The sequence below is a fragment of the Psychrobacter sp. DAB_AL62B genome, from assembly GCF_028895345.1.
Lineage (GTDB): Bacteria > Pseudomonadota > Gammaproteobacteria > Pseudomonadales > Moraxellaceae > Psychrobacter.
The window spans coordinates 12,468-37,253 of record NZ_SAXC01000002.1 but is presented as its reverse complement, the minus strand read 5'-3'; the positions used below and the strand labels follow the sequence as shown (position 1 = coordinate 37,253).

Annotated in this window: 23 protein-coding genes; 15 read left to right on the top strand and 8 right to left on the bottom strand. The window is 42.2% G+C overall.

Translation table 11 applies throughout. From position 1 onward, the window contains the following. Positions 1-57: 57 nt before the first annotated feature. The gene (locus tag EPB74_RS03090; RefSeq protein WP_274902720.1) at positions 58-549 is read right to left on the bottom strand and encodes a DUF3015 family protein; all 492 of its coding nucleotides are present in this window, start codon (positions 547-549) and stop codon (positions 58-60) included. A 507-nt stretch (positions 550-1,056) separates the two neighbouring features. Between EPB74_RS03090 and EPB74_RS03085 the strand changes: the two genes are divergently transcribed. Continuing rightward, complete coding sequence (locus tag EPB74_RS03085) at positions 1,057-1,419, top strand: septal ring lytic transglycosylase RlpA family protein (RefSeq protein WP_079690531.1); 363 nt, start codon at positions 1,057-1,059, stop codon at positions 1,417-1,419. Positions 1,420-1,542: 123 nt separating this feature from the next. Here the strand turns inward: EPB74_RS03085 and EPB74_RS03080 are convergent, their stop codons facing one another. After that, positions 1,543-3,561, bottom strand: a complete 2,019-nt coding sequence (locus EPB74_RS03080) for an ATP-binding cassette domain-containing protein (protein WP_274902719.1) — start codon at positions 3,559-3,561, stop codon at positions 1,543-1,545. Between the two features lie 492 nt (positions 3,562-4,053). On the opposite strand from EPB74_RS03080, the gene erpA reads away from it, so the two are divergent. The 9 genes from erpA to EPB74_RS03035 all read left to right on the top strand — a co-directional run bounded on the left by erpA (position 4,054) and on the right by EPB74_RS03035 (position 12,873). Continuing rightward, positions 4,054-4,422: an iron-sulfur cluster insertion protein ErpA gene (gene erpA, locus EPB74_RS03075; RefSeq protein WP_274902718.1), complete on the top strand. Its 369-nt coding sequence runs from the start codon at positions 4,054-4,056 to the stop codon at positions 4,420-4,422. 312 nt (positions 4,423-4,734) lie between these two features. After that, entirely contained in the window at positions 4,735-5,091 is a 357-nt protein-coding gene (locus EPB74_RS03070) for a hypothetical protein (protein WP_079690528.1), read from the top strand. 322 nt (positions 5,092-5,413) lie between these two features. After that, on the top strand, positions 5,414-6,997 hold the full coding sequence (gshA, locus tag EPB74_RS03065) for a glutamate--cysteine ligase (RefSeq protein WP_446740011.1): 1,584 nt from the start codon (positions 5,414-5,416) through the stop codon (positions 6,995-6,997). Positions 6,998-7,051: 54 nt separating this feature from the next. Further along, positions 7,052-7,576, top strand: a complete 525-nt coding sequence (locus tag EPB74_RS03060) for a disulfide bond formation protein B (RefSeq protein ID WP_274902714.1) — start codon at positions 7,052-7,054, stop codon at positions 7,574-7,576. Between the two features lie 229 nt (positions 7,577-7,805). Next, positions 7,806-8,432: a copper resistance protein NlpE N-terminal domain-containing protein gene (locus EPB74_RS03055; protein WP_274902712.1), complete on the top strand. Its 627-nt coding sequence runs from the start codon at positions 7,806-7,808 to the stop codon at positions 8,430-8,432. Positions 8,433-8,772: 340 nt separating this feature from the next. After that, positions 8,773-10,278, top strand: coding sequence for a UDP-N-acetylmuramate:L-alanyl-gamma-D-glutamyl-meso-diaminopimelate ligase (gene mpl / locus EPB74_RS03050; RefSeq protein ID WP_274902711.1), 1,506 nt, complete (start codon positions 8,773-8,775; stop codon positions 10,276-10,278). A gap of 336 nt (positions 10,279-10,614) precedes the next feature. Next, positions 10,615-10,869, top strand: a complete 255-nt coding sequence (locus EPB74_RS03045) for a GlsB/YeaQ/YmgE family stress response membrane protein (RefSeq protein ID WP_274902709.1) — start codon at positions 10,615-10,617, stop codon at positions 10,867-10,869. A gap of 205 nt (positions 10,870-11,074) precedes the next feature. Next, a complete protein-coding gene (def, locus tag EPB74_RS03040) occupies positions 11,075-11,620 on the top strand; it encodes a peptide deformylase (protein ID WP_089555633.1) in 546 nt (181 codons plus the stop codon). 77 nt (positions 11,621-11,697) lie between these two features. Then, positions 11,698-12,873, top strand: a complete 1,176-nt coding sequence (locus EPB74_RS03035; protein ID WP_274903152.1) for a type III PLP-dependent enzyme — start codon at positions 11,698-11,700, stop codon at positions 12,871-12,873. A 226-nt stretch (positions 12,874-13,099) separates the two neighbouring features. Here the strand turns inward: EPB74_RS03035 and EPB74_RS03030 are convergent, their stop codons facing one another. The 3 genes from EPB74_RS03030 to dnaJ all read right to left on the bottom strand — a co-directional run bounded on the left by EPB74_RS03030 (position 13,100) and on the right by dnaJ (position 16,207). After that, positions 13,100-14,011 (bottom strand): hypothetical protein, encoded by a 912-nt coding sequence (locus tag EPB74_RS03030; protein ID WP_274902706.1) that lies wholly within the window; start codon positions 14,009-14,011, stop codon positions 13,100-13,102. 62 nt (positions 14,012-14,073) lie between these two features. After that, complete coding sequence (gene dapB / locus EPB74_RS03025; protein ID WP_274902705.1) at positions 14,074-14,904, bottom strand: 4-hydroxy-tetrahydrodipicolinate reductase; 831 nt, start codon at positions 14,902-14,904, stop codon at positions 14,074-14,076. A gap of 169 nt (positions 14,905-15,073) precedes the next feature. After that, the gene (gene dnaJ / locus EPB74_RS03020) at positions 15,074-16,207 is read right to left on the bottom strand and encodes a molecular chaperone DnaJ (protein WP_274902704.1); all 1,134 of its coding nucleotides are present in this window, start codon (positions 16,205-16,207) and stop codon (positions 15,074-15,076) included. Between the two features lie 460 nt (positions 16,208-16,667). On the opposite strand from dnaJ, the gene EPB74_RS03015 reads away from it, so the two are divergent. Continuing rightward, positions 16,668-17,318, top strand: a complete 651-nt coding sequence (locus tag EPB74_RS03015; protein ID WP_274902703.1) for a DUF2939 domain-containing protein — start codon at positions 16,668-16,670, stop codon at positions 17,316-17,318. A 133-nt stretch (positions 17,319-17,451) separates the two neighbouring features. Here the strand turns inward: EPB74_RS03015 and EPB74_RS03010 are convergent, their stop codons facing one another. Continuing rightward, positions 17,452-18,516, bottom strand: a complete 1,065-nt coding sequence (locus tag EPB74_RS03010) for a disulfide isomerase DsbC N-terminal domain-containing protein (protein ID WP_274902702.1) — start codon at positions 18,514-18,516, stop codon at positions 17,452-17,454. A gap of 383 nt (positions 18,517-18,899) precedes the next feature. Further along, complete coding sequence (locus tag EPB74_RS03005) at positions 18,900-19,604, bottom strand: pseudouridine synthase (protein ID WP_079692974.1); 705 nt, start codon at positions 19,602-19,604, stop codon at positions 18,900-18,902. A 196-nt stretch (positions 19,605-19,800) separates the two neighbouring features. Here EPB74_RS03005 and EPB74_RS03000 point away from each other — a divergent pair, with 196 nt between their 5' ends. The 3 genes from EPB74_RS03000 (at position 19,801) to EPB74_RS02990 (ending at position 22,170) form a co-directional block, all read left to right on the top strand. Continuing rightward, positions 19,801-20,397 carry a YigZ family protein gene (locus EPB74_RS03000; RefSeq protein ID WP_274902701.1) on the top strand — a complete coding sequence of 199 codons (597 nt, stop codon included), beginning with the start codon at positions 19,801-19,803 and terminating at the stop codon, positions 20,395-20,397. Between the two features lie 134 nt (positions 20,398-20,531). After that, positions 20,532-21,578 (top strand): YheT family hydrolase, encoded by a 1,047-nt coding sequence (locus EPB74_RS02995; protein ID WP_274902700.1) that lies wholly within the window; start codon positions 20,532-20,534, stop codon positions 21,576-21,578. Between the two features lie 49 nt (positions 21,579-21,627). Then, positions 21,628-22,170: an acyl-CoA thioesterase gene (locus EPB74_RS02990; RefSeq protein ID WP_274902699.1), complete on the top strand. Its 543-nt coding sequence runs from the start codon at positions 21,628-21,630 to the stop codon at positions 22,168-22,170. Between the two features lie 156 nt (positions 22,171-22,326). Here EPB74_RS02990 and EPB74_RS02985 read toward each other — a convergent pair whose 3' ends face one another. Next, positions 22,327-23,289, bottom strand: coding sequence for a GTP pyrophosphokinase (locus tag EPB74_RS02985; protein WP_274902697.1), 963 nt, complete (start codon positions 23,287-23,289; stop codon positions 22,327-22,329). Between the two features lie 238 nt (positions 23,290-23,527). Between EPB74_RS02985 and EPB74_RS02980 the strand changes: the two genes are divergently transcribed. Then, positions 23,528-24,571 carry an NAD(P)H-dependent flavin oxidoreductase gene (locus tag EPB74_RS02980; RefSeq protein WP_274902696.1) on the top strand — a complete coding sequence of 348 codons (1,044 nt, stop codon included), beginning with the start codon at positions 23,528-23,530 and terminating at the stop codon, positions 24,569-24,571. The last annotated feature ends 215 nt before the right edge of the window (positions 24,572-24,786 follow it).

Sequence of the window (24,786 nt, the reverse complement as noted above, 5' to 3'; positions counted from 1 at the left end):
AATAGCCAAGAGCTTAATAATTAAACCGATGACTTAATACTTCAATACTTACAAGCTTTAGATAGCACAGCTTGTTTTAACGATGCTGAATAGCGCTTCTGCGTTTTGATCTTGCGTAGCAGTACGATACGCAGCAGTCTGTGCATACTGACCATACTGTGCACGTACGCTAGCGGCTGAATCACAGTTAGCAACGCTTTGTAGTGCTGATAAATGAGCACCTTGGCCAGAAGCCAAATCTTTTTCAACACTTGGGAACGCTTCTTTAATCAAAACCGCCGCTCTAACATTACCACCTTGGCAAGTTTCAGGAGACATAGAGTCAGAAGTCGCAGCCGTAGTACCTAAATCCCAAGTCACGTTAGAGATGATCGCTAGGATAGGGCTAGAATTACCAAACAAAGCACCGCCAATACCACACTGCTTGTAAATCTGCTCAATGGTGCGACCAGTGTCTGCTGACTTAAAGCTAGAACCAAGATCAGCATTAGCTGCGCCAAATGGAATCATAGCAGCTATAACTGAAGCAATCGCAATTTTTTTCAACATAAAACTTCCTCAAAGGGGGACTAAGAAATAAGTAAATAAATGGTTTAATCAAACCTATAATGAGTATTATGATACTCTAAAATAATGTTTAATCTTGCGTATTTTACAAAACTGTAAGAATATAGCAAGTTTTATTTACATAGTTTTTTGCTTAATTTTTTGTCACAACTATGGCAGCGTTAAACCGTTCCGATAGAGTTAGCTAGAATCTAGCGGTAAGCGCCTTGTATAAGGGCTAAGCCTTAAGAAAACCTTGCTTGAACTGTTCCTAACACCCTTTTTGAAAAATTAATTTTCTTTTAAATCAATACTTTATTTTGTATATTTACTGGTCATTTAGTTGATTTTCGATATGAAAATATTTGACCTTGGGAGTTCTTTCACAGAGCTGTAATAATCGGACAAGTTATTTCTTGTAAGATATTTTATATTATTTGTACTCACAGGGAGTATGGATAACATAGGCAAGGGTATCTGTCTATCTCATCAATAGAACACAGGTTTTAAATGTCTTATTTAATTAAGTCTTTGGTTATCACATTATCACTATTATTAAGCACCACCGTTTTTGCCGGAAACACCAGTTACTATGGTAGTAAGTTTCATGGTAAACGTACTGCTAGTGGTAGTATCTTCAATATGAACTCTCTAACCGCTGCGCATAAGACGCTGCCGTTTGGTACGAAGGTACAAGTGACCAACAAAAAGACAAAGCAGAGCGTGATCGTAAAAATTACGGATAGAGGACCTTTTATTAAAGGTCGAATTCTTGATTTATCGAAAGCCGCTGCTGGTCAAATAAACTGTCAGCTTTGTACGACCACCATGAAAATCCTCTCTTACGGGGATGGTAAATATCGTATGCAATAAGCGCATAAAATAAAAAAAAGGGAAGGCTTACGCCTTCCCTTTTTTTATGACTGACTGTTTATGGCTTGTTTTTTAATTGAACGATAACGTGATAAAACGGTGGGGTTTTTTAGCCCTAGTTCGTTAGCTAATGTCTGCTTCCATTTCCTCTAACGTCGTCATCGCTAGCAATAATTTTTCTTCATTATCACTATGTTGCTGCTGTAACGCGGTTTGCTCATTAAGTAGCTTCATTAAGTCAGACTTACGGCTTTCTTCATAAAACTCGGTGTCAGCAAGCTTTGTTTCAAGGGTCGCTAACTTCTTATCAATATCAGCTAGGGCTTTTTCTGTATTTTCAATATCGCGGCGAATAGGCGCGGTCAACTTGCGTTGCTCAGCGGCTAATTTACGCTGGGCATCTTTACTAAGCGCAGGCTGAGACTCGTTATTACCCACCTGCTTATTCGCATGGCTGTCTGCTGAATTATCATTCGTTTCACGTGAAACAAACGTCTTACTCTCTTTTTTACTTTTTTTCTTACTGGTATTTTTATCTTGTGAATTTTCTTGCTTACGCTTTTCAGCAAGCCATTTGCCATAGTCACTGATATCACCATCGAACTCATCGATTTGCCCATCATGTACCAAAAACAGCTCATCACAGACGTTGGCAATCAACTCGCGGTCATGCGATACCAGTACCACTGCCCCTTCGAACCCTTGCAAAGCGATGGTCAACGCTTGACGCATTTGTAAGTCTAAATGGTTGGTTGGCTCATCGAGTACCAGAACGTTTGGACGTTGCCAAACAATCAATGCTAGCGTTAAGCGCGCACGCTCACCGCCTGAGAATAGCTCACTTGGGGTATCAATACGGTCGCCACGGAAATCAAAGCTACCCAAAAACGACCGTAGCATCGCATCAGAAGTTTTGCCTGCTAAACGACGCATCATCTCTATCGGGGTTGCCTTGGGATCAAGAATATCCATTTGATGCTGGTTAAAGTAGCCAAGCTTTAGCGTGTCTGAAACATTATAACTGCCCGTTAATACACCAAGCTCACCGACCAAGGCTTTAATCAAGGTCGATTTACCAGCGCCATTCATCCCAAGTAGTCCAATACGAGTATCAGGGGTGACTTGTACATTGGCATTATAAAGTAGCGGGGTGTCGCTATAACCAATATCGGCATCAGTCAACTCAATCAATGGCGAGCTCATATTAGCAGGCTCATAAAAGCGGAACGAAAACGGATTGTCCGCCATCATCGGTGACAGCTCTGCCATACGCTCAAGCTGCTTGATACGGCTCTGCGCTTGTTTTGCTTTACTGGCCTTTGCACGGAAACGACGAATAAAGTCATCTAAATGCGCTTTCGTTGCTTCTTGCTTCTCAAAGGCTTGCTGCTGCTGTGCCATACGCTCATGACGGGTACGGATAAACTGCTGGTAGTTACCGGTATAAAGGGTAATTTTTTGTTGTTCAACATGCAAGATATGACCGACGGTATTATCTAAAAATGTTTGGTCATGCGAGATAACAATGACCAGACCAGTAAAGGCATTAATCCAAGTCTCAAGCCAAAGAATAGCATCTAAGTCCAAATGGTTGGTTGGCTCATCGAGTAACATTAAATCAGCGCGGCTCATCAAGGTTTTAGCAAGGTTTAAACGCATGCGCCAGCCGCCCGAAAAGCCTTCTACCGGCAATTCATGCTGATTGGTATTAAAACCTAGACCCGCCATGATTTGTGCCGCTTTAGTCGGCGTACGATAACCATCAATTTCGTCAAACTGCTGATGCAGTATGCCAATCTGCTCGTCACTAACACTGCTCAAGTCATTCAAGGTAGCATTAATCTCGTACCACTGCTCATCACCGCTGAGTACATAATCAATCGCGGTCTGTGTGGTCGCGCCAACTTCCTGCGCCATGTGCGCCACATGCCAGCTATCAGGGATACTCACTTCGCCTTTATCAAGCGTCACTTCGGTATCACCGGTACCCATTCGTGTCAACAATAAGGCAAACAAGGTCGATTTACCGGTACCGTTATTGCCCGTTAAGCCAACTTTATGGCCCGGATGTAGCTGGAAGCTTGCGCCCGCAAACAACTCACGACCATCACGGCGAACACCAACGTCTTTAAATTCGATCATATAATTTCTTCATCTCAGCGGTAATATAAAACATAAGGCAATAGGAAAAACACACGTCTGGCATGTTTACTGGCGGCTATTATTTCAAACGCCTAACCGATAGGCAAACAATTAAATAAGTATTTTAAATTCAATCCTTTATACTGCTAATTATTCTGCTCTATCAGTAAAGAATAAGTGACGCATGCTACCCTTATATAATAGCAAACGCTGCTGTCACCCTTGACAAATCAATCGTTACCCCAATTATGTTATACTAGCAAAACACTATTGACATCAGTCAGTTAAGTGCTAATAGCCTTAATGTTAGCCTAACGGCTATGCCACAGTCGCTAGCTAAAATAACCGCCACTCTCAATAATAGTACCGTCGCCTGTGATTCATTAGTAGCAGTCATTAAAAACTCCTGCTAACTCTGCACTACCCAGTATAAATAGACGACCTCGCATCAGTAAAAAATAATATCATTCGATTTTAGCAATTGAGGTAAATATGAACCAATTTGACCCAAGCTCAAGCCAACTCGTAGATCCAACGGTTTTAAATTTAACCGATAGCGCGGCGCAAAAAGTCCGTCGCTTGCGTGAAGAAGAAGGCGATAGCAACCTGATGCTACGCGTTTATGTCACTGGTGGCGGCTGCTCAGGCTTCTCTTACGGCTTTAACTTTGCTAACGAGCTCAATGAAGATGATGCCAATTTTGATAATAATGATGTGACATTAGTTGTCGATTCGCTAAGTTATCAGTACTTACAAGGCTCTACTGTTGATTATACCGAAGGGCTAGAGGGGGCACGCTTTGTGGTCACCAACCCCAATGCAACCACTACTTGTGGCTGTGGTTCGTCGTTTTCTATCTGAGTAAGTACTCATAGTCAATAGTAGATAATTTGGTTACTATAAATTTATCAGCTATTAACGACACGTATCATTCAAAGCTCGCTGACTCAATTATCATTGTGAATCAGATAAGTTGTAGGTCAGAACTATTTAGATAAATATAAATGTACAAACGTATACCCAAAAACAGGCTTTATACCGTTAATCCGGTTAAAAGTGCATTTAGTCGGTTTACGATTGCATTATTATTAGCATATGCTTAAATACCGCCTACTTTTAAGTAGCTAATCTAATCAATCCTATTTATATCTGAAATAGTTAAGGCATATTTGCATGGCGAAGTTATCACTTGACGCATTAAACGACATTGACGGTTTTATCGCCGCAGCACTGGTAGACAGCGAATCAGGTCTCGCAATGGCAACCCAAGGCTCTGGTATTGACCTTGAACTTGCTTCTGCTGGCAACACTGATGTCTTGCGTTCTAAGCGTAAAGTGGCAGAATCTTTAGGCTTAAACGAAAGCATTGAAGACATTCTCATTACCCTTGGCAAGCAATATCATTTGCTACGTCCATTGGTACGTAATGATAATTTATTTTTATACCTAGTACTTGATCGTCAAAAATCTAATCTTGCGATGGCACGCCATAATCTAAAAAGCTTTGAGACTGAACTAGAATTCTCATAAGCCAATGACGCATTGGAAACGGTTATTAATCATCATATGACTGATAAAAAACCACCATCCAGATTAACGATATTTAAAGCATCTACTTTATTAGTAGATGCTTTTTTTGTTTAAAGTAGTCCCTAAATGATGACTAAACCTCACATGCAAATGATGCGATAAACCAATTTTTATCAGTCAAATAGCATCAAGTAAAGCTTACTGTATTTGTAATTGTACGTGGTTTTTAGACTGGCTTTGGGCTAAACTGACGTCATTATCTCACCCCTTTTTACGGTCGAATATCAACTTTGTTTCGAGCGACCATAATTAATAACAATAGATGACTATTATGAGTAATTTTGCGAGTAGCTTTGTCGATTTTGACATTCCAGGTTGGTTTGCTAGTGAGCATTTAACGGGCATGCTACGCGGTATCGAAAAAGAAGGGCTACGCGTTAAGCCTGATGGTTATTTGTCACAAACGCCGCATCCAGCCAAACTTGGCTCAAAGCTTACGCATCCGTTTATCACAACCGACTATTCAGAAAGCTTACTTGAGCTGATTACCGACCCTAAAACGTCGCCAAAAGAAACACTTACCATGTTGCGCCAGTTGCACCTATTGGTTTATCAAGGTATGCCTGAAGATGAGCTGATGTGGCCATTATCTATGCCTTGTATGCTATCCGCCAATGATGAAGATATTCCACTGGCAGACTATGGCAGCTCTAATACCGGTAAGCTAAAGACTTTATATCGCAGTGGACTTGGTATTCGTTATGGTCGCCGGATGCAGACGATTGCCGGTCTACATTACAACCTGTCATTTGGCGATGATTTATTTTCAGCATGGCAAGCGCAAACGCCTGCGGCACAAGCGCTAACTCTGACAGAGTTTAAAAACGATAAGTATTTGGGTCTTATTCGCAACTTTAAGCGTCTGACCAGTTTGGTACTTTATTTATTAGGAGCGAGCCCCAGTGTTTGCCCCTGCTTTGTCGCAGGGATTGACCATGATCTCGAGCTGCTCAATGGATCAACCTATTATAAGCCAACCGCAACCAGCCTGCGTATGGGTAAACTTGGCTATACCAATAGCGTGCAAGAACACCTTGATATCCGTTATAACAATTTACCAGAGTATGTCAAAGGACTGCGCCGTGCGATTCAAACCCCGCATGAAAGCTTTGAGAAACTCGGTTTAGATGATGAGAATGGCAATCCTATTCAAATCAATAATCATATCTTACAAATAGAAAATGAATACTATAGCCCTATTCGCCCCAAGCAAATCGCTATGAGTGGTGAGACGCCGACCGAAGCGCTTGAGCGCCGTGGTATTGCTTATGTTGAGTTTCGGGCGATTGATTTAGACCCTTATAGCGATATTGGTATTCGCCTATCTAGCGCCTGTTTTTTAGAAGTGATGGCGCTATATTGTCTATTAAGTGATTCGCCTGAATTGATGCCTGAGGAAGAAGAAGATCTGGCCATTAATCTGGAGCGTGTTGTCAATGAAGGTCGCCGTGAGAATCTGCAAATACTCAATAATGGCACTGAACAACCACTCGAGAGCTGGATGCTCATACATTTGAGCCGTATGCAGCCCTTGGCAGCATTACTTGACGCGCATTATGGCGGCAATGATTATCGTGCGGCCGTCGCCTTAATGCAAGGCAAAGCCGGTCACCCTGAATCGACCATATCTGCACAAGTAAACTCTGATAGTAAGCGTTTGGGCAGTTTATGGCAGCTAGGCTTTACACTGGCTCAGCAGCATCGCGACTCGCTATTACAGCAAACACTCAGTCCAAACACCCAAGCCAAATATGAAGTGCTGGCCGAAAAATCAATCTTACAACAAGCTGAGATGGAAGAAGCCGAAACGGAAGATTTTATGGAATTCTTAAAACAATATCGCTAATTCATCACCAATTTTGTCATTCATCCATAAGCATTTTATAAGAGTATTCGCCCCATGCTACAGCTGACCACTTACCGCAATCTGCAAGTTTTTTTAGTGATAATGGCCGTGATAGGTATGAGTTTTGCGCTGTTTTTCCTGCAGCGTTATATGGGATTTTCACCTTGTCCGCTTTGTATTTTTCAGCGTATTGGGCTAATGGTAATGGGCGGCTTTGCTTTAATTGCCGCTTTATTTAATCCTAAATCCATGGTCGTCAGATTACTATTATGGCTTGGTAGTCTGGCAGGTATTGGTTGGGCTGCGGCAGTAGCAGGGCGCCACGTTTGGCTACAACATTTGCCAGCTGATCAAGTTCCTTCATGTGGTCCAGGTTTGGATTATTGGCTCGATACCTTACCAATGCAGCAAGTATTAACCGAAGTGTTTGCTGGCTCTGGTGAATGCGCTTCTATCGAATGGACATTTTTGGGATTGAGTATCCCTGAGCAATCCTTGATTCTGTTTAGCATCCTGATACTGGCTCACCTGCTAATATTATGGCGTATCGTGCGACCTGTTTCTAACCGTCACGCTTAATAAACGGCTGATGGTTATATCACTTTTGTACTTTATAAGCGCTCATTGGTTAAAACCTTTCAAAACGATACCGGCCTTCTTAACACATAATTTAACGAAGTCAGGCTCGCACAGTTTACTTATTATCGTTAAGCTAGTCATTATCATGATTGTTTATCACAGCTTTAGGTCATGCATAATGCTGGCAACATTTAAAAATACTATTTAAAAACTGTTTTTTGGTATCACTATGACATATCTTTCACCCGTCTCCTTATCTACTGTTACCGTCATCAGACGCTGTATCCGCCTACTATTGGCTGTGCCAGTATGTATACTGCTCATGAGCTGCGACAGTGCTTCATCTTCTACTAATAATAAGATGACTCAAGGTGCAACGATTAATAGTACACAGAATACTGACGTGGAAGATGATGACACTGTTTCACAAAAGAGCGATGCTAAAAATTTAGCGGATGAAGCAAGTAATCAAGAACAATCGCTCATTGCAACTGCCAACCCAAACGCGAGGTCGCATAACTCACCGATGATTTCAGCATTGAATAGCGACAGTATGCTGCAAGCCACATTAATGGGCGACTATGGTGGCATCGTGCCGTGCTCATCTTGCGAAAGCATCAATATCACTTTAAATTTATTTGCTGATGGTTCTGTACTGAAAACCAGTGTCTTAAACGATGCTGAAGCGCAGCAACCAACCTCAGTCGAATCCGGTGTATATCGTCAAGACAATGATATGATTACGATTGTTTATGAGAGCAAAGATATTGAAACTTATCATATTCAGGACAATCATTTAGTAATGATGAATGAGGACAAAAACCCTGATGAAGACTACACGTTGTCTCGTATATAAAGACGCGCATCAATAAAACAGGTTATAACCTATATAGATGTTATAGCCTATATAAATAGTATAAGCATGAATAAGACTGCTTTACAAATTGCAAAACGCCTACTTGTTAGGCGTTTTTTATTGGTCAACGAACAGCGTTTACTTTACAATGAGCGCTGGTCTGCCACACTATTATATTAATCACTACTGGCAGCTGTTTATCAAAGATATAAGCCCGTACTAAACATAGCTGAATCAGTCTTAGCTTTATTATTAGGTGATGCTAAGCATGTAAATCTCTATATTTTACCGGCTAATTTTAGATTTTTATTCCTTTTATTTAAGCTCGTATGGAACGTCTATGCATATTCATATTCTTGGTATTTGTGGTACTTTTATGGGCTCGCTGGCATTGCTAGCGCGCGCGCTTGGACATACAGTCACGGGCTCAGATGCCAATATTTACCCTCCTATGTCTACCCAACTTGAACATGCGGGCGTCACTATTGAAGAAGGCTACCTGATAGAGCATTTGCAGCCTGCGCCGGACTTAGTGGTTGTCGGTAACGCGATGAAGCGTGGCATGGATGTGATTGAATATATGCTTGATACGAGTCTGCGCTACACCTCCGGACCACAGTTTTTATCTGAGCAGGTATTGCAGTCGCGTCATGTCATCGCGGTGGCAGGTACTCATGGCAAGACCACGACGACGACTATGCTCGCTTGGATACTGCATTATGCCGGTATTGATACTGGGTTTTTGATCGGCGGCGTGCCATTGGTCGATACCCCTGATGAGCACTTGCAGCATGTTTTTGCTCATAGCAGTTATTTAGGGGCAGAAAAAGATCCTAATGACTCAGCAAACACAGGCTATTTCGTCATCGAAGCAGACGAGTACGATTCTGCGTTTTTTGATAAACGCTCAAAGTTCGTTCATTATCGTCCGCGTACGGCGATTTTAAATAACCTTGAATTTGATCACGCAGATATTTTTGCAGATTTAAATGCCATTCAAACCCAATTTCATCATATGGTGCGCATGATTCCAAGCACGGGTAAAATCATCATGCCAGCAGCAACCATTAGCCTAGAAGATACTTTGGCAAAAGGTGTTTGGACGCCCATTTGGCGTACAGCGGTTATCGGTACAGATTTGGCTAAAGCTAATACTTTGGTTAACGCTGATATACAAGATAGCCAACCAGAAAATAGTAGCGACTGGCAAGCTAAGCTCATGAGCGCAGACGGTAGCCAGTTTACTGTGAGCTTTAATGATGATAAGGATGCCACGGCGCTGGTAGATTGGTCGATGAGCGGTGTGCATAACGTCAATAATGCGCTTGTTGCGGTAGCTGCTGCTTATAATGTTGGGGTTGACGTTAAAACTGCTTGCGCCGCCTTATCGGACTTCGCGGGTATTAAGCGCCGGATGGAGCTGATTGGTGATGTGAACGATATCTTAGTGTTTGATGATTTTGCTCATCACCCAACCGCCATTACCACCACGCTAGATGGTGCCAAAAAGAAACTGGCAGGCAGACGACTTTGGGCCATCATTGAGCCGCGTAGTAACACCATGAAGATGGGTATCCATCAAGATAGCCTAGCCGAGTCTGCTGCCCTCGCCGACTATACATTATGGTATGAGCCTACTGGTCTAGAATGGGGTCTAAAAGAAGTCATCGAACATGCCAATGCCAAAAACCCCAATATTGGCAGCCAACAAGTCCTCTCTAGTGTCGATGCCATTATTGAGCATATCAGCAGCCATGCAAAAGCGGGCGATGCCATTGTGATTATGTCTAATGGCGGCTTTGAAGGGATTCACCAACGTCTATTAGCAGTCTTAAGTAGCAAATAGTCTGGCTAAATAAAAGCTGCTTAAAAAATTTAAAATTGAAGCGTAGTATCGTTGTCGACGAGCTACGCTTTTTTATTTTATCGTCTATATTTTATAGTTTCTAATATTAATTTTAATTTGTGCTAGCCATTTAGCCTTAACGGCGTTAGCGACTCTCCTACCTTTGTAACCTCCCGTTTACCTATCTCCTCTGCTAAATAGCAAATATGGCTTTTTTCTCACATAGCGCATACACAGATAACATTTTTTGCTTATTTTTCAACCTAAAGAGTGACTACAATGAATCCATCACAATAAGTAAACCATTATAAATTAAAACATTTTAGGAGAGTGAATATGAGCTTTATTTGGATGATTATCGTCGGTTTGGTCGCAGGTTTATTAGCACGTGCCATTAAACCAGGCAGTGACCCTATGGGTTGGATTATGACGATCGTATTGGGTATCGTTGGTGCGATGCTTGGTGGTTTTGTTGCTAGTTTGATCGGTATCAATGCTGACGGTGGCTTTACTGGTCTTATTTTCTCAGTAATCGGCGCGATTATCTTACTGTTCATCTATGAGATGATTATGAGTAAACGCCGCGTATAATTGAGCCTACCTCAATGGATATCATATAAAAGAAAGGCCTTGCTTATTTGTGAGGCCTTTTTTCCTGTTCTATTGAAATTCTCATCTTAGTTTTTTAGAATCATGAAAAGTGATAATTGCGGGAAAGTATTGATAAGCATTACTTTTGTCCCCATTTATCTTATAATATCAAACCTATTTTATCTTTATCATTGAGGTGAGCCTTATGGCATTACTCCCTATTTTAAGCTATCCCGACCCGCGCTTGCGCACGATTGCAACGCCTGTCAAGGAAGTCACTGCTGAAATCAAAACCTTAATCACCGATATGATTGAGACAATGTATGATGCGCAAGGTATTGGTCTGGCTGCCAGTCAGGTTGATCGCCATATTCAGCTCATCGTTATGGATTTGTCTGAAGATAAAGATAGCCCAAGGGTGTTTATCAATCCGAAAGTGACGCCATTAGTCGAAGAGAAACAACCCTATGAAGAAGGTTGTCTATCGGTACCGGATGTCTATGATAAAGTTGAGCGTCCAAACAAAGTACGTATCGAAGCACTAGATCAAGATGGCAATGCTATCGATGAAGAGGTAGAAGGCTTACTTGCGGTATGTATTCAACATGAGATGGATCATCTAAACGGGGTAATATTCGTCGATTATTTATCAAACCTTAAGCAAACCCGCGCTCGTGATAAAGTCCGTAAAGTGCTTAAAATACGTGAAAAACAAGAAGCCGATAAGCAGCCACAAGCAACGACTGTTTAATACCAGTCGTATTAATACCACCTGCATTCGTTATCTACCTATATTATTGTTTTTATTAAGGGTTCCCTAGCATGACCATGATCAAAATTGACCAATATTTTGACCCTGCCAGCTGGCAGAAATTCACTCAAGCTGCTGAAGGTCGTGAAACCCCTTTTTTAGTTGTTGACCTTAACCGTATCAAAAGCAAATTTAACGAAATGGTTGGACTTTTTCCTGAGGCAAAAATTCATTATGCAATGAAAGCCAGTCCCGCCGTTGAGGTAATTAATTTACTTGCCGATCTAGGGTCAAACTTTGACTGTGCATCGATTTATGAGCTCGATCGCGTGCTTAACTGCGCTGTCGATGCCAATCGTATCTCTTATGGCAATACCATTAAAAAAGCACAACATGTTAAATACGCTTATGAGAAAGGCGTGCGATTGTACGCGACCGACTCAGAAGCTGACCTTAAAAACATTGCTACCTATGCGCCCGGCTCTAATGTGTTCGTACGCATTTTAGTAGAAGGTTCGGACACTGCTGAGTGGCCGCTGTCGCGCAAGTTTGGTTGTGATCCTGCTATGGCGACTGATTTGCTGATTCAAGCGCGTGACTTGGGCTTAGTACCTTATGGTGTCTCATTTCATGTCGGCAGTCAGCAAAAATCTGTTGCTGTATGGAATGATGCCTTGATGACGGTTAAAAATATATTTGAGCAGCTGCTAAACGATCAAGGTATTAAGCTGCAAATGATTAACTTAGGTGGTGGCTTCCCTGCTAGATACTTAAGTCAAGTCAATCCGATTAAGGAATATGCTGAAGCGGTAAAGCAGTATTTAGTGGATAGTTATGGTGTTAACGATATGCCGGAGATTATCTTAGAGCCGGGTCGCTCATTGGCGGCAAGCTCTGGGGTTTTGGTCAGTGAGGTCGTGCTGATTTCACGCAAGTCGCATGACGATACGACGCGCTGGGTCTATACCGATGTGGGCTTATTTCAAGGTTTAATTGAAACTTTGGGCGAGGCGATTAAATATCCTGTTTATACCCCTAAAATGGAAGATTCAACCAATGCGGGTAAGGTAGTATTAGCGGGTCCAACTTGTGATTCGGCCGATATTATGTATGAAGAAACGGATTATCAGCTACCAGAAGAATTAGAGATTGGTGACAAGATATTTTGGTTAGCCACTGGCGCTTATACTAACTCTTATTCGTCAATTGAGTTCAATGGTTTTCCGCCTTTAGAAGTAGTCTATGTTGACTAGCTTTTTATATTAACGACCATTTATTAAAAGCGCGGCATTGTGAATAACAGTGCCGCGCTTTTTTATGTTTTTTATTATTTATGAGATGTAGGCAGTGAAGTGTAATATCGATACATCATGTACTGCTGGTATAAATTTTTCTTGCTTGCTGTACCTACGCAGACAGAGGCTGCAAAAAAACCATACCAGCAGTACCCTCGCGTTTTTAAGGTGTTTTGACGATAGCCTACTGTACCAATAGTGAAATAGGCACGCTATTACTACTATTATTTGTGCGGTTACTCCCATAACTTGAGCTTTGGTTTTGACCGTTTTGAGAGATTTGTCCGATAGTCACCCACTGCCCGCGCGGTACGATAATCGTGCTGTCGAGCCTTTGACCTTTAACGCCACTATTATCATTCTGACGATAAGATGAATTGGAACGCACTAGCTTTTCTTCGACTTGTGATAATTTTACTTCAACTTGTCCATTAGGTAAAAGTCTTGGCGTCACCGCTATGCCTTGGGTCGTTGGCAGTAATATCTGCTGTTGAATAATAATCTGTCCCGACGGTCGATTATAGTTAGGATAGATAGTGGCATTATAGGTCTGCGTTAATGACCATAAAGTGCCTGTACTAATGCTGGCAGCGCTACCAGACAAGGTTTGCACTTGGTATAAATTACTGCTTTGCTGTTGGCTGTTGCGCTGATTAATAATTCCTGCGCCTTGGATACCGCGGTTGGTAATAATCACCTGGCCTTGCTGGATATTACCTTGGCTACTGCTATTATTGCCGACACGCACAGAAACCGTTAACGCTTGCGGCTGACGGTCAATCTGTGTCAATAGCTGTTGTACCGCCTGATAATTGGCAGCACTGGTGCGAAGTACTAACTTATCTTGATAAGTCGCCACTGTACCGCCGTCGCGGCTACTATCTAGCTGCTGACGAATGGCAGGCAATAACGCGTCGCCGCCATAGGTTTCAATCACGTAAGTCTCATAACTGCTTTGATTGTTGGCAGCTTGCACTGTTAACGGTAGGAGAGTCAGAGTTAACGTAAAGGCTGTTTGGCGCACGTAGCTAGCGCTTTTTATAGTAGTCGTAATGCTACTATAAAGTGCTAACAGGCTACATCTAAACTTATTCACATTCGACTCCTAGCCGTAATCAATAATTAATAAGCCCTTCATTTAAATCTAGTGGCTTAAACCTAATCGTTCAAGCCTAAAACATCCTGCATATTATATTGCCCAGCGGATTGCTGGACGATCCAAGTAGCGGCGCGCACTGCACCAGCAGCAAAGGTCATTCTTGCGCGTGCTCGATGGGTAATCTCAACCACTTCGCCATCAGCAATAAACATCACGGTATGATCGCCAATGATTTCACCGCCACGAATCGCATGAATACCAATCGTGCCCGCTTCGCGCTCCCCCGTTTGTCCTTCACGGCCATAAATAGCGACGTCTTTTAGGTTTTGTCCGCGTGCTTCTGCGACTGCCTCTGCCATCATATAAGCTGTACCGGATGGGGCATCGATTTTATGTTTATGATGCGCTTCGATAATTTCTACATCTACCTCAATGCCAAAAGCTTTAGCAGCCATACCTAACAGTTTTAATGACAGATTAACGCCTGTTGAATAGTTACCCGCGTAAACGATAGCAACCTGCTCACTTGCTTTTGCCAGTACTTGCTCTTGCTGCTCATTAAACCCTGTCGTACCGATGACCATCGCGACGTTATTTGCCGCGCAAACCTGCATATTTTGTTCAGTGGCAGCAGGTAAACTAAAATCAATCAATACGTCGATATCATTAATCACTGCTTTTAGGTCATCAACAATCTGTACCTCTAAGCATCCAATAGCAGCGACTTCTCCCGCGTCTGCTCCGACAAGGCTTGAGCCTTGACGCTCAATCGCTGCCTTGAGTGTGGTTTGCGGATTGTCTTGTATCGCCTCGATAAGCATACGACCCATACGCCCGCCTGCACCGATGACACCGACCTTAATCATTTTTTTACTCTCTTTCTGACTCATATCATTACCCTAAATATTTTATTTTTGATCCGCTGTTTTTAAAATTATCCCGCTAAGTTTAGCAAATATAATGTATGAATGGTTTTTTATACCACTAACAAAAAGCCCCATTGTTTCACGTGAAACAACGGGGCTTTAGATAACCTAGCAAATCAAATAAGTTGAATTATCAATCAAACAATTCGCCTATCTTTTTAAAGAAAGATTTTTTATGTGGCGACTGCTGATGTTTGCTATCACCATCTAATGTATCTTGGAATTGACGTAGCAAGTCTTTTTGCTCACGGTTTAAATTTACTGGTGTCTCGATGACTACACGGCAAATCAAATCGCCTTTCATCGTGGTACGTACTGGCGTCACGCCTCTACCGCGCACACGTAGCAGTTTGCCACTTTGCGTACCTTCGGCGACTTTGATTTTTACTTTACCATCTAAGGTTGGGATTTCAACTTCTTTACCCAATGCGGCATCAGTAATGCTAACCGGCACATCCATATATAGATCTGCCCCTTGACGAGTAAAGACGTTGTGCGGTTTGACACGTACTTCGACGTATAAGTCGCCGTTTTGTACGCCAGCGCCGCCCGCTTCGCCTTCTCCCGCTAAGCGCACGCGATCACCATCATCAACACCCGCTGGGATAGAGACTTCTAGCGTACGTGACTTGTCTTTGACGCCATTACCGTGACAGTCAGAACAAGGATTTTTGATTTGTTTGCCAGTACCGCCACAATGTGGGCAGGCTTGTTGAACGGCAAAGAAGCCTTGCTGCATGCGGACTTGACCTTGGCCATGACAGGTTTGACAAGTCACAATATCAGAGGCGTTTTTTGCGCCCTTACCATTACAAGTGTCGCAAGGCGCAGGTGCAGTAAAGCTAATTTCTTTTTTGCAGCCACGTACCGCTTCTTCTAAGGTCAGCTCAATTACATAACGCAGGTCTGAGCCGCGACGCGAACGTCCACCGCCGCCACGTGATTGACCAAAGATATCGCCAAAGTTACCAAAGATGTCGCCAAAAATATCTTGGAAATTGCCGCTACCACCACCGCCGAAACCGCCACCGCCCATGCCGTTTTCAAAGGCTGAATGACCCATACGGTCATAAGCAGAGCGTTTTTCTTCGTTGCTCAGTACTTCATAAGCCATCGATGCTTCTTTAAACTTCTCTTCGGCATCAGGATCGTCAGAGTTACGGTCTGGATGGTATTTCATGGCAAGCTTGCGGTAGGCTCGCTTGATTTCCTTGGTTTCAACGGTCTTACTGACACCTAATACTTCATAAAAATCGCGCTTACTCATGGGCTCTCCTATCGTCTTTACAGTCCACCACTCGGTCAATTCATCAACCCGATTCATTAATACATTTCATCAACGCTAGTTAACGAGCGATTATCTTAATATCGTCCATCATCGTACCCAAAGGTTTCACATGAAACATAGCAGAGTATAAGAAACAGAGATGATAATCATATGAATGTTACAAGCAATATGGTGGGATGCTGCTTAGCCAAATCAATTATTAAAAGTTTGCGCTATTTATGGAGATGGCATCGCCGTTTATCAAGCTTTGAGGTATGGAAAGTATAAATTAGGGGGTTTCCTATATATTAAAAAGGTTCTATTAAGGAATCAACAAAGGTTTTCATACCTTTATCAGGGTTAGCCATGCTAGTATTTATCGCCATATCCACGTATGTCTAAACTCTGTTTTCAGATTTATATTAATAACCATTAAGTTTGCAACAAGGTATCGATTTTTATGAAAAAGCTGATTGTTTTATTGATTGTTATTGCAGTCACTGTCTATGCAGGCTCGCCTTATTACAGCGCTTATCAGCTTAAAAATGCCTATGATGCCAAAGACGGTGCCACTATCGCAGCGGCTATTGACTATGAACAAGTGCGCCCGAGTATTCAAAACCAACTAACCAGTCAATTTGCCGTGACCATGACCAAATATCCATTGGTCGCTGAGCTAGGCGGCGAGCCATTAAAAGAGGCGGCAAACGGCTTTATCATGCAAGCAGTCGCTGGCGCTATCACGCCGAAAAATATCGAAAAAGTCATTAACACCCAAGGTCAAGCCAATACCGCTACCAAAGAGCTGGCTGCAGCATGGGCCATCGCCAGCAACCAAGTCGACTTAAAAAACCTGATTCAAAACTTAATCATCCAGCGCGGTGATATCGATGCGGTGGTGAAAAATCAAATGCAGCAAATCATGGAAAAACAAGCGGATGAGCTTGAAAAGCAAGCTGCGCAAGGCTCTGATAGTGACCAACCAAAGCTGAGCTATTGCGGTATTAATTGCTTTAATATTAGCGGGCAAGTGAAAGGCTATCCGCTTACCATAGAGATGCAGCGTGAAGGTCTGATTGATTGGAAAATCGTTGATATCGTTTTGCCTTAAATATCTGCCTTGTAAGACAATTTATAGAAAAACCGCCACATAAATTGATTATGTGGCGGTTTTTTTATCAGTATTAAGATATGCATTACTTAATACATTCTCCATTAGTAACTGTTTTATATATCTGCCTGAACTATTGCACACCCAAAAACTCTAAAAACTCAGGACTTTCAAAGCTCGCTTGAAACAGTACGCCATCTTCACGATAAATGGCAGGCGTCGCCATTACTGCAAGTCCTGCGGCTTTTTCGCGGTTAGCTGTCACATTATCGGTAGTACAGCTTGCCGCTGCTGGAGTCATCTTACCTTGTAACATTGCTTTATCGAAAGCTTTACGGCGACCGTCCTCGCTCCCTTGACACCAAATGCCGCGCATTTGCTTAGGTGACTCTTCATAGATCGGATAGCCAATAGTTTTTACCGTCACGCCTTTGGCATTCAGCATCGGTAGCTGTTGATGTAGACGGCGGCAGTAAGGACAATTGACATCAGTGGCCACGTAAATAACCGCTCTTTCAGGACTAGTGGCTGGATAATTGATTAACTGCTTATCAGCCAAAGTAGCAAAAACAGACTGATTTTTTTGCTTTTCAAATGTTTCATCGAGCCCAATAAACTGACCGTTTTCGATCACTGATATCTCACCGTCGGTGATGTACTGTGCGTCATCTGATAACAAGAACGGCACGCCTTCTAATGTTGCGCCCCAAATGACACCTGGCACTGCGGTATAAAAGAAGGGGGTTTTTGCACTCATGTTTTTGAGCGCCTCCATATTTGCCAGTATGTCAGATTTGACACTGGCACTGACAGGCTTACCTATTTGCGCACGATTACTACGCGGTGGTACTTTAGTCACTACCCGCTTACTTGGGTTCTTTTGCAGCTCGCCTTGAATGACATATTTACCATCTTTAGTGATATGTAACGGCAACTGTTCCGCCAAATTGACTTGATACATATTGGGTAATTTAGAGGGTGCAATCGAGGTTATCTGCGTTTTGATACCCGCTTGAGTCAGTAATTGGCGCAAACGACTATCAACAGACTTACTGACTGTGCCAATAGCTTGCGTATTCTGGCTGGTTTGGCTTGCGGTTTTATTGTTCATGTCGGTAGTGCTCGGCTGCGCACAGGCAGTGGTTGCCAACAACATAACACCAATCAAACTTGCAGGTTTTAATACAGGGAGTTTCACAGAGACAGTCCTATCTGGTTTTTAATAACGACCGTTATTTAATAATGCGCGTTTAATTAAGGAAAACTTTAAATAACGATAACTATATTATGTAAAAATGTAGATTAAAAAAGATAAGCAGACTGTAGCATATGAACGGATTTTTTAAAGTCTTAACGACCCAATTTTGCAAAATTGCTACTGAGCTTTAAGAGATAGGCAACACAGGCAACTCCTAATACTAACTGAGAGCAATAACTAACAGAACTAGCAGACCGCAAAAAGCAGCACACTTTTTAGTGGCTGCTGATATTGGAAGCTGATGTCAAAACAATGTTTTTAGAGGATTTGTTTTTAGAGGATTGTTTTTAGAGGATTACTTTAGAATTTAATAGGGCGCAAACTTAAAACTTGGCCACTTCTTCAGGTGTTAAGAAGCGACTGTCGCCTTTCTCTAAGCCGTTTAAATTGATATGACCGACACTGGCACGATGCAGCTCAACCACTCTATTACCAAAATAGCCCATCATACGTTTAACTTGATGATATTTACCTTGCTCTAACGTCAAGCGTGCATGAGTCTCGTCAATGAACTCAAGGGTCGCAGGCTTGGTTTCTTCATGATCACCTTCTAATAAAACCCCTTCAGCCACTTCTTTGATAGCATTGGCTTGTGCTGCACTATCCATAGCATCCGCTAGCGTCAGCTCGTAGATTTTGGCATGTTCGTGCTTAGGGCTCGTCACGCGATGTAGCCAGCCGCCATCATCACTGATGAGCAATGCGCCAGTCGTATCGACATCAAGACGCCCAGCAATACGTAAGCTACCAAGTTCTGGAACCGCAATGAGGTCGGTGACGATTGGGTACTCTTTGGCTTTTAAGGTACATTCAAAGCCTTCAGGTTTATGAAGTAGGATATAGCGATTGCCAGTCGCAACCGACAATGGCTCGCCTGCCCATTGTACATCGTCATTGACAATATCGACATGTACACCTGGATCTTTGATGACCTGCTCGTTTACGGTAACTTCACCAGCGTGCAGAATCTTCTTTGATTCTTTACGCGATAGTTCAGTGGCTTTACTCAGAAATTTATCTAGACGCATATATTGCCTACCATTCGTTTTGGGATACTCACTCTCAATCAAAGACCAACGACGCATGCACTTACAGGTTTGCTGTTGGCTATCTTCAATGGTTAGAAGTGGTACTATAATGAAAAATGAAATTTACACTGCGCCAAATACGGACAACAGTGAAAGTGAGACAAGTTTACCATATCCAACCTAGACCTGATGAAATATGAGCTATCAAACATTAAAACGTGCCGTCACTGCGCGCTTAGAAATTAAAAAATCCGAGTTTATAGCTTACGCTTATCCAGTAACCTCGCGTGAGCAGGCGATGTTTCACGTGGAACAGCTACGTGAGCAGTATGCTGATGCTCGTCATCATTGCTGGGCATATATTATTGGTGATCCTAATAACACTACTAGCGCGGGCTTCGATGATGATGGTGAGCCAAATGGTACAGCAGGACGACCAATATTAAATGTATTACAACACAAAGCTATCGGTAATATCATTATCATCGTGGTGCGTTATTTTGGTGGTATCAAGCTAGGTGCTGGCGGTCTGACCCGCGCTTATGCAGGCTCGGCGCAAGCGGCAGTTGACCAGATGGTATTAAGCCCTTATGTAGCGATGGCGCAAGTGCAAATACTGGCAGAATTCGCCACCGAAGCCCAATGCCGCTATGTGGTTGAGAGTTTAAACGGCAGCATTGATGAGGTTGATTATAGTAAGCAAGTCACCTTGACCGTGACGCTTGCGGAAGCAGATATCAACAATCTAAAAGAGCGCCTTGCAATGGATGGGCGGGTATTAGAGTCACCGTGACTCATGAATATTTTGAGTAACCATTCGTTCACTGAGCGTTCACTGAAAGTCATTGGTTTTGATAACTACCATCGGTATGATAAAGCACTGATTATTAACAACGATTTTCAACTGCCATTAAATAAGACGCCTTTATGTCAACTTCAAAACCTACTAAGCCTTTCGCGCCCGCTCCTTTTAAACCGCCATTTTGGTTATCTAATCCGCATCTGCAAAGTATCCTACCTAAGTTTTTTGCGCCAAAAGCGCCCAGTTATCGCCGCGTGATTAAGCAAGACTCGCTTGGTGAAACAGATATCGCCTATGATTTTTATGATGCGCATCCTATAGAAAAAACAACTAATAGCGAGCGTGAACAAACCCCATTAGTTGTCCTGTTTCATGGTATGGAAGGCAGTAGCGACAGTCATTATGCACGCGCTTTGGCGTATCAAATGCATGCGCAAGGCTGGCATTTTGTCGTTGCCCACTTTCGCAGTTGTGGCGGCATTCCAGCTAATGGAAGGGTGTTTTATAACGCTGGTGACACGGAAGAAGTGCATCATATGTTAGAAAACTTGCGGGAGAATTATGCTCATATTTATGGCGTTGGGGTATCACTTGGCGGTAATGCACTGGCAAAATATATGGGCGAATACGGCGATAAGGCACTATGTAAAGGTGCAGCAGTGATTTCTGCACCTGTCGATATGTCATCGGCTGCTATTACTATGCACAGCTTTTTGAGTCATCGTATCTATACGCCGTATCTACTTAATCCAATTATCAAAAAAGCACTGGCCAATGATTTAAATCAAGATGAAATCAATTCTATCAAAGCCGCCAATCGTATCAGTGATTTTGATGATATTTTTACCGCGCCGCGTCATGGCTATCGCTCTAAAAACGACTATTATCATTCATCCTCTGCCCTGCCTTATTTAAGAGATGTCACCTATCCGCTGCTATTAATTACTGCCAAAGACGATCCCTTTATTGGTTTTACCGCCACGCCAAACGATGTCTCGGACAGTGTCACTATTTTGGATACCGACCATGGTGGTCATGTCGGTTATTTGCGTTATCGTTCGGACAAAGACAAGTCACCTCATCTTTATAAAAAATCAAGATTTGATATTAATTGGATACCTGAAACTGTTAGCGCTTATTTTAACCACATTGGCGTGTCGTCTAATAAATAATAATTTGATCAACCTTAAACCTATTTTCTAACCTTTTTGAGATTGTTCTATGTATCCATTTATTCGTTATGCCAGCACCATCGCTCATGCCGCGCTACAAGTAAAAAAAGGCAATACTTTAACGTTTAAAGATACCAGTGAAATTACTTTTCGTTGCCGTTTATCAGATATCGATAATTTTTTAGAGATGAATAATGGTCGCGTCTTCACACTTTATGACATGGGGCGTACCGACTTTGCGGTACGTAGCGGACTTGGCAAACAGCTGCTAAAACAGCGTTGGGGTTTAGTAGTCGCTGGCAGTACCATCCAATATCGCAGGCGGATTCGCGCTTTTGAAAAAGTCACTATGAAAACCAAAATTGTCGCCTTTGATGAGCGCTGGATATATATTGAGCAATCGATGTGGGTCAAGGGCAAGCCTTGCTCGTCTGCCCTACTGCGCACTGGCGTCACCGAGGGTGGTAAAGTCATCGAGACCGCTCGTATATTGGCAGCTTTGGACCAATCTGATTGGGCGCTACCACCGAGCGGCTATGTCGAAGAATGGATTGTCAGTGATGCTGATCGTCCGTGGCCGCCGAAGGGTTAAGGTATGATTGTTCGATAAGCGCGTTACCGTTATCACTGGCGATGATACGGTTGAGCTGCCGATGAATGCAAAAGGTGTGTTGCAGCTGAGTTAGCAAAAAAACTTTAATAAAAGCTTCGTACTTAGAAGCGTATTAATAATTTAATCACAATGCTTCTAAATTTTATGACTAGAAAATGTATAGTTTATTAATATTAATACAGAAGCACCTCGTCTGATAGTATTACCTGTCTGTGGGAAAATAGATTTGAGACTTTCTTTGAGTAATTCTTCGTTTTTCAAATAAAACTCTTCCAATTGCTTTATATTTTCAATACCTAAGCTTTTAATTCTGTTTATTAGTCGGTCATGAGCAAAGCTATCCACATCAGACTCTGTGATAACCAAACCATATTCACAACCAAATACGTTATTTTCAAAATTAATCACATTATCATTCTTACTCATGAAGAATATTAGAGAGGCCTTATTTATTTCAATTTGACTAGGGTTAGCTTTAATATCATAAGTCAGACTTCCTTCATATTCTGATATAGTTGACTTTAGTTTTACGAACTCAATATCGGCTTGCTCCAAAAGTGCTGCAACTCTATAGAAAGTACGTTTTGCAGAAGTTGGAATTTCAGAAGCACCTTTATAACCTAGGTCATGTTCAATTTCTGCCCATGAGTGTTGTAAAATACTTCGAATTTGAAACTCAAATTTAAAATCTCCGTAATCAGAGTACTCTGAAAGAATAGTCCTATTTTTGTTCAAACTAGCTACATAATGTAAACTTCTATATCCGAATCTATCAGTATCTATCTCGCGCTTATCGACGGAATTCTCGTGATCTATATCAAACTCTTCCTCGACTACTTTAGCTACCTTATTCACATCATCTTCAAAGTATGTGATTATACGGATACCGACTACATCTGTAATATCGTCTAAAGACTTGTATTTTTGTTTTGCTAAAATCTTCTTTTCTAAACTATCTCTATCCTTGACTCTGGTTTGTATTTGATGAGCTTTAATACCTTTCTGTTTAAGCAAAGAGTTTATAAGCGTATCGAGAGATCTATCCAGATTCTCTAGCACACCTTTCTTTTTGTCATATTCTTTTAGTATTGAATTCATTTTGTAGCTCATTGGATAAATTGTTATGAGACAGTCGATAATTGTATCTTACATTATAAGTGCTCGAACAAACCAATTTATAATTACAGGTTTTGATGTACGACTTAGCTATAACTTCGCAGCAAAAACCTTCTTCTTTTATTGAATAAGTAAATAAACATTATCTAACACGCGCATCCCTTAGCTTTGTTAAAGTAAGTATTGTAAATTCTTCAATAAAATAAAAAGGACGCCCGTCATGACCTTACTTGATACCTTTGATTTAACCTACCCTATCGTTCAAGCACCGATGGCAGGAGCAACGACACCTGAACTGGCGGCGACGGTGAGTAACTTTGGTGGACTGGGGTCATTGGGAGGAGGTACGACGGCGCCAGAGGTTTTAAACGACCATATTAATACCCTAAAAACCCTGACTAATCGCCCTTTTATGATTAATTTAATGGTGTTATCCGAGCATGAATCTACTACTTTAGATAGCGAAATTCCTGCTTGGCTAAGTAAGTATTATCAAGCAAACAATATAGAAATAAAATTACCTGAACGCCCCGCGCTAAACTTCAGCGAGCAACTACAGGTGCTCTATGACAACCCGGTGCCTGTTGCTAGTTTCACCTTTGGCATTATCAGTGCTGAGCAAGTTCAGCGTTTACAGGATTTAGGTACGCGCGTCGTCGGTACTGCCAATCACCCTTTAGAAGCAAAAGAGTGGGCAGATATTGGCGTCGATGCGGTGTGTGTGCAAGGGGTAGAAGCTGGCGGACACCGCGGCGGTTGGTTGCCGCAAAGCGCAAGCGATCCATTAGGATTATTGACGCTGATTAGTCAAACGCGTGCGTGTACCGATATTCCGTTAATTGCAGCGGGCGGTATTATGACGGGGCAAGCCATCAAGGCGATTCAAACAGCAGGTGCCGAGCTGGCACAAATAGGGACAGCGTTTTTGACTACCGACAAGTGTGGTATTAACGATATTTATAAGCAAGCATTGCTCGATGCTAGTGAAAATAAACGCAGTGCTGAGACACGTTTAACTCGACTGTTCTCAGGTAAGCAGGCTCGTGGGTTATTGAATGATTATCTGCGTGACTTTGCTCAATATGAGAGCGCTCATGAGCTGCCGCCTTATCCACAGTTAAATGCCATGACTAAATTTTTGCGTGCTGATGCGAAAAAGAATTTTGACCCAGAACATCAGTCTTTATGGGCAGGACAAGGGGTTGCATTGGTCAGACAAGAGAGGACGCTTGAGTTATTAGAGCGGCTGGTAAAAGAGAGTTAGTTTGACGTAGGCTGAGTTTTTAACCCAGCCTACAATATAGTGGATACCCTTTTAAAAGAATACAGTGCTACTGGGATTAATTATTCGCAGCCTCTGTCTGCATAGGCACAGCAAGCAAGAAAAATTGATACCAGTAGCACCTTACAACGTTTATATTTCTTTTATTTAGGACTGACTACAGCTCATACTTAATCAATATTTGGATTACTATTTGG

Excerpts from the sequence above, each read along its gene's own strand:
- EPB74_RS03015 (WP_274902703.1), top strand. The coding sequence starts at position 16,668 with ATGAAAAAGCTGATTGTTTTATTGATTGTTATTGCAGTCACTGTCTAT.
- dapB (WP_274902705.1), bottom strand. The coding sequence starts at position 14,904 with ATGAGTCAGAAAGAGAGTAAAAAAATGATTAAGGTCGGTGTCATCGGT.
- EPB74_RS03000 (WP_274902701.1), top strand. The coding sequence starts at position 19,801 with ATGAGCTATCAAACATTAAAACGTGCCGTCACTGCGCGCTTAGAAATT.
- EPB74_RS03070 (WP_079690528.1), top strand. The coding sequence starts at position 4,735 with ATGGCGAAGTTATCACTTGACGCATTAAACGACATTGACGGTTTTATC.
- EPB74_RS03035 (WP_274903152.1), top strand. The coding sequence starts at position 11,698 with ATGATCAAAATTGACCAATATTTTGACCCTGCCAGCTGGCAGAAATTC.
- EPB74_RS03080 (WP_274902719.1), bottom strand. The coding sequence starts at position 3,561 with ATGATCGAATTTAAAGACGTTGGTGTTCGCCGTGATGGTCGTGAGTTG.
- EPB74_RS02995 (WP_274902700.1), top strand. The coding sequence starts at position 20,532 with ATGTCAACTTCAAAACCTACTAAGCCTTTCGCGCCCGCTCCTTTTAAA.
- EPB74_RS02990 (WP_274902699.1), top strand. The coding sequence starts at position 21,628 with ATGTATCCATTTATTCGTTATGCCAGCACCATCGCTCATGCCGCGCTA.
- EPB74_RS03085 (WP_079690531.1), top strand. The coding sequence starts at position 1,057 with ATGTCTTATTTAATTAAGTCTTTGGTTATCACATTATCACTATTATTA.
- EPB74_RS03090 (WP_274902720.1), bottom strand. The coding sequence starts at position 549 with ATGTTGAAAAAAATTGCGATTGCTTCAGTTATAGCTGCTATGATTCCA.
- dnaJ (WP_274902704.1), bottom strand. The coding sequence starts at position 16,207 with ATGAGTAAGCGCGATTTTTATGAAGTATTAGGTGTCAGTAAGACCGTT.
- gshA (WP_446740011.1), top strand. The coding sequence starts at position 5,414 with ATGACTATTATGAGTAATTTTGCGAGTAGCTTTGTCGATTTTGACATT.
- EPB74_RS03005 (WP_079692974.1), bottom strand. The coding sequence starts at position 19,604 with ATGCGTCTAGATAAATTTCTGAGTAAAGCCACTGAACTATCGCGTAAA.
- erpA (WP_274902718.1), top strand. The coding sequence starts at position 4,054 with ATGAACCAATTTGACCCAAGCTCAAGCCAACTCGTAGATCCAACGGTT.
- def (WP_089555633.1), top strand. The coding sequence starts at position 11,075 with ATGGCATTACTCCCTATTTTAAGCTATCCCGACCCGCGCTTGCGCACG.
- EPB74_RS03055 (WP_274902712.1), top strand. The coding sequence starts at position 7,806 with ATGACATATCTTTCACCCGTCTCCTTATCTACTGTTACCGTCATCAGA.
- EPB74_RS02985 (WP_274902697.1), bottom strand. The coding sequence starts at position 23,289 with ATGAATTCAATACTAAAAGAATATGACAAAAAGAAAGGTGTGCTAGAG.
- EPB74_RS02980 (WP_274902696.1), top strand. The coding sequence starts at position 23,528 with ATGACCTTACTTGATACCTTTGATTTAACCTACCCTATCGTTCAAGCA.
- EPB74_RS03060 (WP_274902714.1), top strand. The coding sequence starts at position 7,052 with ATGCTACAGCTGACCACTTACCGCAATCTGCAAGTTTTTTTAGTGATA.
- mpl (WP_274902711.1), top strand. The coding sequence starts at position 8,773 with ATGCATATTCATATTCTTGGTATTTGTGGTACTTTTATGGGCTCGCTG.
- EPB74_RS03045 (WP_274902709.1), top strand. The coding sequence starts at position 10,615 with ATGAGCTTTATTTGGATGATTATCGTCGGTTTGGTCGCAGGTTTATTA.